Below are 12,315 nucleotides of genomic sequence, written 5' to 3'. Positions count from 1 at the left end.
GATGGCCTACGTCGTGACCGACGCCTGCGCGGACATCCTCGACCAGTCCTGTGTCGAGGAATGCCCGGTGGACTGCATCTACCAGGGGGACCGGATGATGTACATCCACCCCGACGAATGCGTCGACTGCGGAAAGTGCATGACCGTCTGCCCGAGCGACGCCATCCACTGGGAACACAGGATCCCCGTGGAACTGACCCCGTTCACCACGGCCGCCGTCGAGTTCTTCGAAGAGCACGAGGACGCGGCCGGTGGCGCGTCCTCGCGCGGACCGGTCGGTGTCGACCACCCGATCCTGCGGGAACGGCGTGGCACCGGTGAGGGCTGAGCACAAGACCGGGTCCGGCGGCGACGCGCACTGCAGCGACCTGCTGATCGTCGGCGCCGGGCCGGTTGGTCTCTACGCGGCCTACTACGCCGGGTTCCGCGGCATGTCGGTCACGGTCATCGACGCTCTCGACGAGCCCGGCGGCCAGATGGCGGCGCTGTATCCCGAGAAGAAGGTCTACGACGTCGCCGGATTCCCCGCGGTGAAGGCGCAGGACCTCATCGACGCCCTGGTCGAGCAGGCGTCGCGGGCCAAGCCCCGGTATCTGCTCGGCCACACCGCGCGGACCCTTGAGGACGCGGTGGGCGGCGTCGCCGTCACCACCCACCGGGGCACGGTGGTCACGGCGAAAGCCGTGCTGGTCACCGGCGGGATCGGCAGTTTCACACCACGCCCGCTGCCCGCGGGCTCCGAGTACGAGAACCGCGGCCTGCGCTACTTCGTGCCGAAGCCGGCCGAACTCACGGGCGCCGACGTGGTGGTCGTCGGCGGCGGGGACTCCGCCGTGGACTGGGCGCTGACGCTCGAACCGCTCGCCCGCACGGTCTCGCTCGTCCACCGCCGGCCCCGGTTCCGCGCGCACGAACAGAGCGTCCGGCTGCTGCGCGCGTCGTCCGTGCGGCTGTACACCCCGCACGAGGTACACCGGATCAGCGGCGAGAACCGCGTCGAACACGTGGAGTTGCGCGACCTCGGAACCGGTGCGACCGAGAGCCTGCGGGCGGACGCCGTAGTGGCCGCGCTCGGCTTCGTCGCCAACCTCGGCCCGCTCGCGACGTGGGGGCTCGACATGCGGGGCCGGCACATCGCGGCCGACCGGAGCATGCGCACGAGCCGACCGCGCGTGTACGCCGCGGGCGACATCGCCGACTACGACGGCAAGGTCGCGCTGATCTCGGTCGGCTTCGGCGAGGCCGCACTCGCGGTGAACAACCTCGCCCCCCTGGTCGATCCCGCGCTGGGCACGGCGCCGGGGCACTCCAGCGATGGCGGGTGACAGCCCTAAGTGGACCTGGCTAAATCGGGTGCGGTTCGGCGGCGCCCTTAAGGGGCGCGGGGCTGTATCGATATGCGGCTCCGCCGCGATGGGGGTCCCCCCCCGGGTTCGAGCGAAGCCGAGAACTTGGGGGAGCGACCAGCCACGATGGCGCCGCAGACGATCGACGGCACATCGCGGCACTTCCAGCGGAGCGCTTAGGCCCGGGCCAGAGCGCGGTAGGCGGTGGGCGATGTGCCGAAGGCCTCGCGGAACGCCCGGCTGAACACGGCGAGATCGGTGAACCCCCAGCGGAGACAGATCTCGGTGAGTGTGGCTTCGCCACCCCGGCGAGTCAGCAGGTCACGTCGGCACCGCTCCAGCCGCTGACGCCGGATCACCTGGGACACCGTCTGTCCCCGGTGGGCGAACATCCGCTGGAGCTGGCGCGTCGACACGAAGTGCGCCTGCGCGATGCGTTCCGGGGACAGTTCCGGATCACCGAGATGCTCTGCGATGTAGGTGTCGATCCGTCGCAGCAGGCTCGCGTGGCGGTCGGTGCCGACGCCGAGACCGTGCGCCTCCGTCGCGATGGTCGCCACCAGGTCGCCGATCTCGTCGGCGATCCGGACGGCGCCACCCTCGCTGACGGTCGGCGTGGCGACGAGCAGGTCGGTCAGCATCCTGCTCAACACTCCGGTGATGCCGCTGCCGCCGTCCAGAGCCCGGCAGGTGAGCGAGGCCGACTCGCTGTCGCTCAGCCGGATCGTGTCGCGTGGCCAGGTGAAGACGGCGAGGTCCCAGTAGGGGGAGGTGACATCCGAACGAAGCCACCACTGGAAGGGGCGTTCCGTCTCGTAGATGACGAAGTCACCGGGGCGAAGCGTCGCCTCGTGCCCGTCCTGAGCGGCACGCGCCTCACCACGCCGGACCAGACAGACCTGGAAGTAGCGCTCGCGGTCGCGCCGCAGCAACTCCTCTGTGCGGATGATCTCCTGGTCCACCGAGCGAACTCCCGACACCCGGAGGTGGCCGAGGAAGCCGCTGCGCACGGCACCGTCGAACGTGTCGCGGTCCCGTTCGACGTCCACGTCGAGGCTGACGAAATGATCCCGGAGGAGGTCCCGCCAGACCTCATGTCGGCTGGTGTTCGTCTCGTTCGGTGTCGCCGCTGTCATGGCGGAATACTCGGCCCCGTCCATAGGCGGGTCATTGTCGCCATGTAAACAGCCGGAAAATCCCGCTTCAGCCGCGCTTTCCCGTCGCCGCCGGTCAAAAGCCTGTCGCGCGGAGTCCTGTGCGGGCGACCCAGGCCGGTGAAGATGAACGCCCTGCCAATCCATAACCCAGGGGAACGCATCGTGATAGCCGTCGTGAATGATCGAATTCGCTGTCCGGAGGAATCGGAGGAATCGGCCGAGGACATCCGAGTGGGCCTGACTCGGGACGGTGTCCCGGTCGCCGAGGCGATCGAGTGGGCGACTGTGCCGCACTGTGGCGCGGTCGTCACTTTCACCGGCACGGTGCGCGACGACAACGACGACCTGGCGGGGCACCATACCGGGATCGTCGGAATCGACTACGAGGCGTTCGACCGGCACGTCGAGCCACGGCTTCGGCAGATCGCCCTCGCCGCCCGGGACCGGTGGCCCGCTCTCGGGCGCGTGGCGTTGTTCCACCGCATCGGGCCGGTGCGGGTCACCGAGGCGAGCGTCCTGGTCGTGGTCTCGGCACCCCACCGCGGCGAGGCGTTCACCGCGGCCCGCTTCTGCATCGACGTCCTCAAGGAGTCCGTTCCGGTGTGGAAACGCGAACACGGTGGGGACGGTACGAGCGGCTGGGTGGCGACCGGGAACCGGATCGACGACGTCACCGCCGCGGCGCACCGCTGGTGCCCCGCCCGCAACCCGGAACCGGCGGCGTGATGACGACTCCGATCGCCGACCGCCGGTACCGCCACCTCCGCGACCTGCGGATCTCCATCACCGACCGGTGCAACCTCCGATGCCGGTACTGCATGCCGCGTGAGCATTTCGGCCCGGGGCACCACTACCTCGAACCCGCCGACCTGCTGACCTTCGACGAGATCGCGCGCCTGGCGCGGGTGTTCGCCTCCCTCGGGGCGCGCAAGATCAGGCTCACCGGGGGCGAGCCGCTGCTGCGTCGCGGTGTCGTGGACCTCGTGGCGCTGCTCGCCGCGATACCCGGGCTCGATCTCGCGATGACGACGAACGGACTGCTGCTGCCGGCCTTCGCGAAACGCCTTGCCGAGGCCGGGCTGCGCCGGGTGACGGTGAGCCTGGACGCGCTCGACGACGTCGTGTTCCGGGCACTCGCCGACACGGCGGTTCCGGTGCGCCGGGTCCTCGACGGGATCGACGCCGCCGCACGCGCCGGCCTCACGCCCGTCAAGGTGAACATGGTGGTGAAGCGGGGAGTCAACGACGGGTGCGTGCTGCCGATGGTCGAGCGATTCCGGGGCAGCGGCCACATCCTCCGCTTCATCGAATACATGGACGTAGGGGCCACGAACGAGTGGCAGCTCGGTGAGGTGCTGCCCGCCGCCGAGATCGTGCGCCTGATCGACGACCGTCACCCGCTCGAACCGCTCGGCGCGACCGACGCCGGCGAGGTGGCCACCCGCTACCGCTTCCGGGACGGCGCCGGGGAGATCGGTGTCATCGGCTCGGTGACGCGGCCGTTCTGCGGGGACTGCACGCGAGCCCGCCTGTCCGCCGAAGGGAAGGTGCACACGTGCCTGTTCTCCTCGGGCGGGACCGACCTGCGGGCGTTGCTGCGAGCGGGCGCCTCCGACGGGGAACTGCGCTCCGCCGTCCGCGCACTCTGGGGTGCCCGGGAGGACCGCTATTCGGAGTTGCGCGGACGCCGCACACCCTCGCGCGGCGCTCGGGTGGAGATGTCCTACATCGGTGGCTGACCTGGAACGAAAGGCAGATCGACGCATGCCCACAATGCTGCTGTTCGCGGCCGCGCGGGAGGCGGCGGGCCGAGCGCGCGACGTCCTTCCCGGCAGCACCCTCGGTGAGGTGCTCGACGAGGCACGCCGGCGCTACGGCGCTGAGTTCGCCCATGTACTGGCGAACTCACGGGTGTGGCTCAACGGAGAGATGCTCTACGACGAGGTGAGCGGCGCCCGATGCGAGGCCGGCGACGAGATCGCGGTGCTGCCACCGATCAGCGGCGGATGATCACTGGTGACGGGCAGATCCATGACGTATGAATCCACTGTGCGGAATCGCGTTGCAGACGTAGTTGCGGATGTAATGGTCACCTGTCCCAAGACCCTGGGACCGCTCTCCAGTGCGGACGAACTCCGAGCTCTTTTCAGGGACGATCACGTCCACATGGCCCTGGTCGTCGATCCGGACGGACGGCTCATCACGACGATCGAGCGACCGGATATTCCCCAAGCCGCCTCGAATTCCGCGGCCGTCACCGAGTTCGGGACTCTCGTCGGCAGAACGGTGCGGGAATCGCACCCACTTGATGCCGCTACGACAGCGATGAAATTCGAGGCGCGACGTCGACTGGCGGTGGTCGACGACTCCGGTCGACTGCTCGGGCTGCTGTGCCTGAAGCGATCAGGCAGCGGCTTCTGCTCGAATGAAGGGATCCGCGCCCGCGCTGAGGAAACCGCCCCTCACTCCCGCCGTCCCGTGATCCGCACCCCTCCGACCCCGCCGCCCGCGAGCAGTGCGCTCACCGCGCCGTAGAACCGCATCAGTCGCTCGGCGAGCGGCTCACCGTGCAGCCGTACCCGATCCTGGTATCCGCGCCGGAAGGCGTCGGCACGGTCACGTACCCAGGGCAGCCACAGGGTGGTGGCGTCCGTCCACGTCACGTCCGTGAAGCCCGCCTGTGCGAGGTCCTCGCGGTATCGGGCCTCGTCCGGGAGGTAGGGGCAGGCGACGAGGTCGGCGAGGTCGGCCTGTTCCTCGGCGGTGAGGGGGCGACGGGTGTAGAAGTCCTCGATGTAGAAGGTGCCGCCGGGACGGAGCAACTGTCGGCAGACGCCGAAGAGTTCGTCCCGGCGCGGAATGTGCAGGATCGCCAGGAGCGAGATCAGGTGGTCGTACCGCTGCGACCAGCTCGCGCCGCCCAGGGTCAGGGCATCGGCCCGGACGGCCCGGACGCGCTCCGAAAGCCCGCACAGCGAGGTGAGTTCCTCGCTCAACTGGTGCAGGTCCGGCTGGAGTTCGACGGCCGTGAGGTGGCACTCGTACCGCTCGGCGAGATAGCGGGCCGGGCCGCCGAGCCCGGCGCCGATGTCCACGACAGCCGCGCCGGGGACGACACCCAGCCGCGCGGCGGCATGGTCGAGAGCGTGGTGACCGAGGTAGTGCAGTTGGTCGTACGGTTCGAGATCGCCGGGTGTGAGGGGGCCGGGGCGGCTCAGCAGGGGAGTCAGGGCGTTGCGGACGTGCTGGAGGTCGTACAGGGCCATGCCGTCGAAGCGGCTGCTGTGTTCTTCCGTCACGTCGGCATTCTTCCCACGGAGGTGTTTCTCCGACGTTCCAATGACGTCAGGAAGTCGGCGGACGGTGCTGTTCTGGAGATCGCCGCCGTCAGCCTCGATCGTCGGGTGTGTGGAGGTGGGCCAGTACGTCCTCCAGGGGGAGGTCGAAGCGGTCCTTGTCGGGGGTCCAGCGCCGCATGACCGCGGCACTGGCCTCCGCCAGGTCGGGTGGGAGGCCGGTGGAGCGCAGGGTGGCGGCGATCTCCTCCATCTCCGGGGCCCAGCGCCAGGCGCGGGCCGCGACGCTGGGCAGGTGGTCCACCTCGGCGAGGATCTTCGCGGTGAACGACTCGGCCTCCAGGGCCAGTTCGGCCCCTACTCCGTGGCTCGTGGCGAGTGCGTGCGAGACGGCGGCGAGAGCGCGGGCGGACTTCTGGAAGGAGGCGAAGGACATCTTCAGGGCCGACGCGGCACCGACGCCGGCGTCGAGTTGCCTGGCGAGCACCTCCGTACCCTTGAACAGTGAGGCGACCCGGCCGGCAGCTTCCGCGTCGCCGCTCAGGTAGAGCCGGGGGGAGCTGTTCGCTCCCGGGGGAGCGCCGATGATCGAGCCGTCGACCATGACGATGCCGCGTTCGTGGCAGGCGGCGGCGATGCGAAGCGCGCGCTCGGGGCTGATGGCGTTCGCGTCCACGTAGATACCGCGGAAGGCGTGCCCGAGGACTTCGTACGCGACGTCCTCCGCCGCGTGGGGCGGGCAGATCGACAGGACCAGGTCACTGACGGCCAGGGCGGATTCGAGCGACTCGGCCGCCTCCAGGCCAGCTTCCCGGGCCCGTTCGATACTGGCGGGGCCGCGGCCGGCGGGGACATGGAGCACCCGCGTCCCGGTGCGGCGTGCCTCGGCGCCGACCTTGGCACCCATGGCGCCGGGGTGCAGGAGCGTCACTGTCGTCATGGGCGGTCCTTGTGTAGTCGGGGGTGTCGGGGATGGCGGCGGCCAGGCGTCAGGAGTCGACGTCGTAGGGGTGGCGCGGGACGATGGAGACAGCGGCGCTCGGAGACGCACGCGGCGCACGGGGCCGTGGTCAGCAGAGGGAGGCCGCCATGGCCCGTGCCCGATCTGGAACAGTGAGCGGGACTCCAGCCGTCATCGAGGAGGGCGGCACCTTCTCGGGCAACCATCCCTGGAAGATACGACTGGTCAAGCATCCCAAGCGGGACGAGTCCGCGAACTTCCGCGCGGCGAAGACGACGGCGCGGAAGATCCTCCTGGAGATGGCCACGACCGGGGCCGACCTGCCGTACGGGACCGGGCCGTGGGAGATGCACCACGGCGGGAGCCTGTGGGTCAAGGCGGCGGGTGGCTGGCGGATGTACCGGGCCCGGGTCGGCATCGAGTGGAGCATGCAGTTCTGCGCCGACCCCGCGAAGGTCGACCGGCTGCGGCGGGAGGCCGCCGATCTCGTCGGCGCCTTCCCGTTCACGCTCCCGGCCCTGGAGGCCATGGGATACAAGCGTGCCGCTGTCCTCCTGCGCACCCCGATCACGGACGCGGCCGGTGTCGCCGCGTGGACCGACTCCCTCTTCAACGCGTGTGTACCGCTGAGCAAGGCGAATCACCAGGGGATCCTGCCCAAGGCGGCAGGCGAGCATCACTACCCCTGGCCGATCAAGGGTGCGGAATTCATCAAGGTCGACGACTTCCAGCTGTGGGTGACCCTGCCCGACGGCACGCACGCCGGCGTCGTTCCGATGGGGCGGCGGGGCTCCGGTGACGGGCGACTGCGCATCGTCCACGCCCGGCACGGGACGCCTGCGGGAGACGCCCTGGCGGAGGCGCAGGGGAAGCGCGAGATGGCGGTTCTCCCGGCGGACAGCGACATCGCTCTCAAGGCGTTCGAGCAGCAGATCCCGCCCGGGGCGGAAACCGCGGAAGGCCCGCTGGTCACCGGCGGTGCGCGACGCGTCGCGGCCTCGCGGCGGAGAAGCAACCGGCGCCCCGGTTAGCCACCGGCTCCCCGGTCCTTTCAGACACCGGCGTTCCGGGGGGGGAGGAGTGACCATGCCACGCAAGATCGTCATGTGCCTCGACGGGACCATGTCGGTGGCCTCCGCACGCGGCCCGCTCGGCCGCGGGATCTCCCGGACGAGCGGACTCGCGTTCGGTACGGGGCTGAGGACCAACCTCGTCGAGGCCTACACGTACCTGATGCGGCACTGGCGGCCGGGGGACTCGGTGTACGTCTTCGGGTTCAGCCGGGGCGCCTACACGGCCCGCGCCCTCGTCGGCATGCTGAACAAGCCCGGACTCATGCGCCCCGGCTCGGAGAACCTCGGCAACACGTCTCGCACTACGCCCTGCCCATCGCCTACCTCGGCCTCTGGGACACCGTGAAGGCGGCCGGTATCCTCCGCCTCGGCAACCTCCACTGGCCCTACACCCGCCAACTCCCCAACGCCGCCCGCATCCGCCACGCCGTGTCCCTCGACGAAAAGCGGCGCCCCTACCGGGAGTTCCTCGTCACACCGCGACCGGAGCCGGTCAGCGACACGCTGGAGGAGGTGTGGTTCGCGGGCGTGCACTCCGATGTCGGCGGGACGTTCGACCACGAGGAGCACGCGCCGCTGCTCTCCACGATCACCCTGAAGTGGATCACCGACGGTGTGTGCGGGCGCAGGGGCGAGGTCGAGGGCCTGGACTTCCGGCCCGGCGCCTACGCCGAAGCGACCGCGCTGAACGAGGACTTCGCCTCCGCGCCCGTCCACGACAACGGCCCGCTGTGGATCCTCGTAGGCCGGCGGTCGCGCGCCGTGCCCGACGACGCGGTGTTCCACGCGAGCGTCGGACTCCGGCACGAACAGGACCCGACGTACCGCCCGGACCTGCCCGCCCCGGACGCCCCCGGCCGCTGGGCGGACCCCGACTGGCTGAAGCCGGCCTGCGACTGACGTCCTAGGGGCGGATGTCCTCCCCGGGGAGTAGCCCGTGCCTCTTTACTCCTGCCTCGGAGGCATGACAAGTGCCTCCGTGGGCACGATGTGATCGAGCCTCGGACCCAGCAGGCTGGTCGTATCGGATGCATCAGGCCCAGGCCCGAGGAGGGCGTCATGAACCGTCAGATTCGAGTTCGCGTCGTCCGTCGGCCTGCCGCTCCGCGTGACGACACGATCGACCGAAGGACACCCTCGGGGCGGATCCTGCCCTACTGAATGTGCTCAGCGGTGGCGCGCCAGGACCGCGCGCAGCGCTGTGCGCACCTCGTCCGGGAAGGCGGGGCCGTCGGTCGAGGTGCTCGCGGTGACCGCCGCGGCCACGGTGTGCAGCTTGGTGTTGGAGCGCTGGGAGGTCTCCCGCAGGATGTCCCAGGCCTGGCGGGACGTGCAGGCGTGGGTGGCCATGAGGATGCCGCGTGCCTGGTCGATGACCGGGCGGGAGGCGATCGCCCTGCGCAGCTGTTCGATCTCCTGGCGTAAGAGGTTCAGCTGCTCGGCGCGCTCCAGGGCCACCGCCGAGGGGAGCGGAGGAGGCCTCCGTCCGGGCGCCGGGTCTCGCTGGTGGGCCGTGGAGTGCAGCGGATCCGTGGTGTCGAGTCCCGCGAGTTCCAGGATCCGGCGCGGCTGGCCGTTCCAGTGGGTGGCCGTGACGGGGACCCGGTGCTGTCGGCCGTAGTCGCCGAGGAGGTCCAGGAACTGCAGCCCGGCCGTGTCCATGAAGACCACGCCGGTCATGTGCAGGTCCACCCGCCGGGTGGTGGCCGGCAGCAGGGTCAGAGCCTCGGACAGGGTGTCCGCGCAGCCGTGGACGAGCTCGCCGCGAGGTGAGAGCACCGCTCGTCCCGACTCCAGCCGGCCGCCGATGACCAACGGGTTCAGCCGCCCCGTGAGAGCCAGCCGCCTGGAGAGAGGTTGTCGCGTCCCTGAGGTCGCCCCTGAGGTCGTCGCTGAGGTCATGTCCCCGCCTTGTCGATTGCCGACAGTCGTCACGACGTTGTGTGTGAATTGTGTGAAGTCGATCCCTTCGATGCGCCTGCCCCCTCGACCCCGGCCTACACACCGGCGCCGGCACTGAGGGGATGATGGCTCGTATGCGCATCCGTATCGACGCCGTCGACCTGCCCGGCCGCACCTGCCCCGCGCCCGCCGGCGCCGGCGTCCCGGTGTACGGCAACATCCATGTCGCCGTACAGCGGCGGGACCGTCCGGCCGAACTCCTCGAACCGCAGCCCGGCGACGCCGCGTCCGCGACCTGGACCCTGGAATGCACCGTGGTCGCCTCACCGGAAGGCGCGGGCGGCACGGAAGTCAGCGGTCCTTATGTGCAGAACCGGCTGGGCCGCCGGTTCATCTACCTGTCGTGGGGCACGGTCGACGAGTCCGGCGTCTTCAGCATGTTCCGCCGCGCCAAGCTCATGCTCGACGTCCTGCCCGCCGAGATCCTGGACGCCGCCGCACGCACGGGCCTGCTGGTCGGCCGCCTCGGTCTGACCGACCCGTGCGGTGGCCCGCTGTGCGCGCGGGTGGAGCCCCCGGTCATCGCCTGGACCGCCGCGGAATAGCGTGCGGCTCCGCCGCTACCTCGCGACCTGCGGGCGGCGTGCGTAGCGTGAGGGCATGCGCGTGCTGGTCGTCGAGGACGAGGAGCGGTTCGCGGCCGGGCTCAGGGACGGGCTGGAGGCCGAGGGCTTCGCCGTCGACGTGGCGCCCGACGGCGTGGACGGCCTGTGGCTGGCCCGCGAGAACACCTACGACGCGATCGTCCTCGACCTGATGCTGCCCAAACTCAACGGCTACCGCGTCTGCCGCGAACTGCGCGGCGCGGGCGACTGGACGCCGATCCTCATGCTCACCGCGAAGGACGGCGAGTGGGACGAGATCGAGGGCCTCGACACCGGCGCCGACGACTATCTCGTCAAGCCCGTCTCCTACGGCGTACTCCTCGCGCATCTACGGGCGTTGCTGCGGCGCGACGCGAGGGAGCGGCCCGCCGTGCTCGCGGCCGGGGACCTCAGGCTCGACCCGGCGACCCGGACCGTCACCCGAGCTGGCCGCGAAGTCGAGGTCACGGCAAGGGAGTTGGCGGTTCTGGAGTTCCTGCTGAGGCGGGCCGACGAGGCGGTCTCCAAGCGGACCATCCTCGACCATGTGTGGGGCGACGACTTCGAGGGCGACCCGAACATCGTCGAGGTGTACGTACGGCGGCTGCGGAACAAGGTCGACCGGCCCTTCGGCAGACAGTCGCTCACGACGGTGCGGGGGCACGGGTATCGGCTGGTGCCCGATGACGGGTGAGCGGCTGAGAGCGGGTGACCGGCTGCGGGCGGTGCGCGTCCGCGCCACGCTCATCGCCGTCCTGGCCGTGGCGATCGCCCTCATCGCGGGCAGTGCCGCGCTCGTGCTCGGGCTGCGGGTCGAGCTCAGCAACGACGTACGCGACGCGGCCCGCACCCGAGCGGGCGAGGTGGCCCAGGTGATCGAGGCGGGGCGCGGGGTGCCCGCGCCGACCGTGGCCGACCCCGACGAGGAGTTCCTCCAGGTCGTCACCGCCGCCGGAGATGTGATCGCGTCCAGCGGCAACGTCGAGGGCCTGCCCGCGCTGGCGAGCCTGTCGCCCGGCGGGACCACGTCCGTCGACACCCCGCTCGACGAGGACGCCTTCCTGGTCGTCGCGGTCGGCGCGCGGGAGGGGGACCGGGAGCTGATCGTCCTCGACGGCCGGGCACCCTCCGGCGTCACCGAGGCGACGAAGACCGTCACCCGCCTCCTCCTCATCGGCCTGCCGGTACTCCTGCTCCTCGCGGCCGCCGCGACCTGGGCCGCCGTCGGCCGGGCCCTTCGCCGCGTCGCCCGCGCCGAGGCGGCCCAGCGCCGCTTCGTCTCCGACGCCTCGCACGAACTGCGCTCACCCGTCGCCACCGTCCGCCAACACGCCGAGGTCGCCCTCGCCCACCCCGAACGCGCCGACACCGGCACCCTGGCGGGCACGGTGCTCGAAGAGGCCGTACGCATGCAACGCCTCGTCGACGACCTGCTGCTCCTGGCCCGCGCCGACGAGAACGCGCCACCCCGGGCCGCGCGACGGCCGGTGGACCTCGACGACCTTGTCCTGGAGGAGGTGCGAAGGCTGAAGTCCTCCTCCTCTGCGCGCGTCGACAGCACAGGTGTCGGCGCGGCCCGCGTGACCGGCGACGAGGACGCGCTACGGCGCCTGGTGCGCAACCTCGGCGATAACGCCGCCCGGCACGCGCGCTCGCGGGTCGCTTTCACGCTGGCCGACGGCGGCGACGGGCGTGTACGGCTGATCGTCGAGGACGACGGTCCGGGCATCCCGGCCGCCGACCGGAGCCGGGTCTTCGACCGTTTCGTACGGCTGGACGAGTCCCGTTCCCGAGGCGCGGGCGGGGCGGGGCTGGGCCTCGCGATCGTCGCGGAGGTGACGGCGGCGCACCGGGGGACGGTGACGGTGGGGGTGGCGGAGGGCCTGGGCGGGGCGCGGTTCACGGTGACGCTGCCGGCGGGGGAGGGATAGGGGCG

General features: G+C 70.8%; 14 protein-coding genes and 1 pseudogene. 11 read left to right on the top strand and 4 right to left on the bottom strand.

All coding sequences use genetic code 11. The features are described from left to right. Window position 1 precedes the first annotated feature (1 nt). Window positions 2–328 (top strand): ferredoxin, encoded by a 327-nt coding sequence (fdxA, locus tag AC5DRG_RS16580; protein WP_491811276.1) that lies wholly within the window; start codon window positions 2–4, stop codon window positions 326–328. Beyond that, window positions 318–1,325: an NAD(P)/FAD-dependent oxidoreductase gene (locus tag AC5DRG_RS16575; RefSeq protein WP_491811275.1), complete on the top strand. Its 1,008-nt coding sequence runs from the start codon at window positions 318–320 to the stop codon at window positions 1,323–1,325. The genes fdxA and AC5DRG_RS16575 overlap by 11 nt, the downstream gene beginning before the upstream one ends. 197 nt (window positions 1,326–1,522) lie before the next feature. Here the strand turns inward: AC5DRG_RS16575 and AC5DRG_RS16570 are convergent, their stop codons facing one another. Continuing rightward, entirely contained in the window at window positions 1,523–2,482 is a 960-nt protein-coding gene (locus AC5DRG_RS16570; RefSeq protein ID WP_491811274.1) for a helix-turn-helix domain-containing protein, read from the bottom strand. A gap of 252 nt (window positions 2,483–2,734) precedes the next feature. Here AC5DRG_RS16570 and AC5DRG_RS16565 point away from each other — a divergent pair, with 252 nt between their 5' ends. Genes AC5DRG_RS16565 through AC5DRG_RS16550 form a run of 4 tightly spaced genes read left to right on the top strand, consistent with a single transcriptional unit; the run spans window position 2,735 to window position 5,038 of the window. Beyond that, window positions 2,735–3,229: a molybdenum cofactor biosynthesis protein MoaE gene (locus tag AC5DRG_RS16565; RefSeq protein WP_491811273.1), complete on the top strand. Its 495-nt coding sequence runs from the start codon at window positions 2,735–2,737 to the stop codon at window positions 3,227–3,229. Continuing rightward, window positions 3,229–4,242 carry a GTP 3',8-cyclase MoaA gene (gene moaA, locus AC5DRG_RS16560; protein WP_491811272.1) on the top strand — a complete coding sequence of 338 codons (1,014 nt, stop codon included), beginning with the start codon at window positions 3,229–3,231 and terminating at the stop codon, window positions 4,240–4,242. The genes AC5DRG_RS16565 and moaA overlap by 1 nt, the downstream gene beginning before the upstream one ends. 25 nt (window positions 4,243–4,267) lie before the next feature. Further along, window positions 4,268–4,513, top strand: coding sequence for a MoaD/ThiS family protein (locus AC5DRG_RS16555; protein ID WP_491811271.1), 246 nt, complete (start codon window positions 4,268–4,270; stop codon window positions 4,511–4,513). A gap of 21 nt (window positions 4,514–4,534) precedes the next feature. After that, window positions 4,535–5,038: a CBS domain-containing protein gene (locus AC5DRG_RS16550; protein WP_491811270.1), complete on the top strand. Its 504-nt coding sequence runs from the start codon at window positions 4,535–4,537 to the stop codon at window positions 5,036–5,038. On the opposite strand, the gene AC5DRG_RS16545 is transcribed toward AC5DRG_RS16550, so the two are convergent. Both AC5DRG_RS16545 and AC5DRG_RS16540 read right to left on the bottom strand, forming a co-directional pair. Then, the gene (locus AC5DRG_RS16545; RefSeq protein ID WP_491811269.1) at window positions 4,966–5,802 is read right to left on the bottom strand and encodes an SAM-dependent methyltransferase; all 837 of its coding nucleotides are present in this window, start codon (window positions 5,800–5,802) and stop codon (window positions 4,966–4,968) included. The two genes, AC5DRG_RS16550 and AC5DRG_RS16545, sit on opposite strands and share 73 nt — an antisense overlap. An 88-nt stretch (window positions 5,803–5,890) precedes the next feature. Continuing rightward, the gene (locus AC5DRG_RS16540; protein ID WP_491811268.1) at window positions 5,891–6,739 is read right to left on the bottom strand and encodes a DUF1932 domain-containing protein; all 849 of its coding nucleotides are present in this window, start codon (window positions 6,737–6,739) and stop codon (window positions 5,891–5,893) included. Between the two features lie 149 nt (window positions 6,740–6,888). Here AC5DRG_RS16540 and AC5DRG_RS16535 point away from each other — a divergent pair, with 149 nt between their 5' ends. Together AC5DRG_RS16535 and AC5DRG_RS16530 are read left to right on the top strand one after the other, a co-directional pair. Then, window positions 6,889–7,791, top strand: coding sequence for a DUF6424 family protein (locus AC5DRG_RS16535; RefSeq protein ID WP_491811267.1), 903 nt, complete (start codon window positions 6,889–6,891; stop codon window positions 7,789–7,791). Window positions 7,792–7,846: 55 nt separating this feature from the next. Beyond that, window positions 7,847–8,733: pseudogene (locus tag AC5DRG_RS16530) on the top strand (phospholipase effector Tle1 domain-containing protein). A gap of 267 nt (window positions 8,734–9,000) precedes the next feature. Here AC5DRG_RS16530 and AC5DRG_RS16525 read toward each other — a convergent pair. Then, window positions 9,001–9,735 carry an ANTAR domain-containing response regulator gene (locus AC5DRG_RS16525; protein WP_491811266.1) on the bottom strand — a complete coding sequence of 245 codons (735 nt, stop codon included), beginning with the start codon at window positions 9,733–9,735 and terminating at the stop codon, window positions 9,001–9,003. A gap of 134 nt (window positions 9,736–9,869) precedes the next feature. Here AC5DRG_RS16525 and AC5DRG_RS16520 point away from each other — a divergent pair, with 134 nt between their 5' ends. From AC5DRG_RS16520 to AC5DRG_RS16510, 3 genes are read left to right on the top strand one after another with little or no spacing between them, the layout of a single operon-like run. After that, a complete protein-coding gene (locus AC5DRG_RS16520) occupies window positions 9,870–10,340 on the top strand; it encodes a DUF5990 family protein (RefSeq protein ID WP_491811265.1) in 471 nt (156 codons plus the stop codon). Between the two features lie 55 nt (window positions 10,341–10,395). Beyond that, window positions 10,396–11,073, top strand: a complete 678-nt coding sequence (locus tag AC5DRG_RS16515; RefSeq protein WP_491811264.1) for a response regulator transcription factor — start codon at window positions 10,396–10,398, stop codon at window positions 11,071–11,073. Beyond that, window positions 11,063–12,310 carry a sensor histidine kinase gene (locus AC5DRG_RS16510; RefSeq protein ID WP_491811263.1) on the top strand — a complete coding sequence of 416 codons (1,248 nt, stop codon included), beginning with the start codon at window positions 11,063–11,065 and terminating at the stop codon, window positions 12,308–12,310. Before AC5DRG_RS16515 ends, AC5DRG_RS16510 begins: the two co-directional genes overlap by 11 nt. The last annotated feature ends 5 nt before the right edge of the window (window positions 12,311–12,315 follow it).

The organism is Streptomyces sp. JLBG701, assembly GCF_058544905.1.
This window is presented reverse-complemented; position numbering and strand designations above follow the sequence as displayed.

Coding starts and splice junctions, on each gene's coding strand:
- fdxA (WP_491811276.1), top strand. CDS start 2: ATGGCCTACGTCGTGACCGACGCCTGCGCGGACATCCTCGACCAGTCC.
- AC5DRG_RS16570 (WP_491811274.1), bottom strand. CDS start 2,482: ATGACAGCGGCGACACCGAACGAGACGAACACCAGCCGACATGAGGTC.
- moaA (WP_491811272.1), top strand. CDS start 3,229: ATGACGACTCCGATCGCCGACCGCCGGTACCGCCACCTCCGCGACCTG.
- AC5DRG_RS16555 (WP_491811271.1), top strand. CDS start 4,268: ATGCCCACAATGCTGCTGTTCGCGGCCGCGCGGGAGGCGGCGGGCCGA.
- AC5DRG_RS16550 (WP_491811270.1), top strand. CDS start 4,535: ATGACGTATGAATCCACTGTGCGGAATCGCGTTGCAGACGTAGTTGCG.
- AC5DRG_RS16540 (WP_491811268.1), bottom strand. CDS start 6,739: ATGACGACAGTGACGCTCCTGCACCCCGGCGCCATGGGTGCCAAGGTC.
- AC5DRG_RS16535 (WP_491811267.1), top strand. CDS start 6,889: ATGGCCCGTGCCCGATCTGGAACAGTGAGCGGGACTCCAGCCGTCATC.
- AC5DRG_RS16525 (WP_491811266.1), bottom strand. CDS start 9,735: ATGACCTCAGCGACGACCTCAGGGGCGACCTCAGGGACGCGACAACCT.
- AC5DRG_RS16520 (WP_491811265.1), top strand. CDS start 9,870: ATGCGCATCCGTATCGACGCCGTCGACCTGCCCGGCCGCACCTGCCCC.
- AC5DRG_RS16515 (WP_491811264.1), top strand. CDS start 10,396: ATGCGCGTGCTGGTCGTCGAGGACGAGGAGCGGTTCGCGGCCGGGCTC.
- AC5DRG_RS16510 (WP_491811263.1), top strand. CDS start 11,063: ATGACGGGTGAGCGGCTGAGAGCGGGTGACCGGCTGCGGGCGGTGCGC.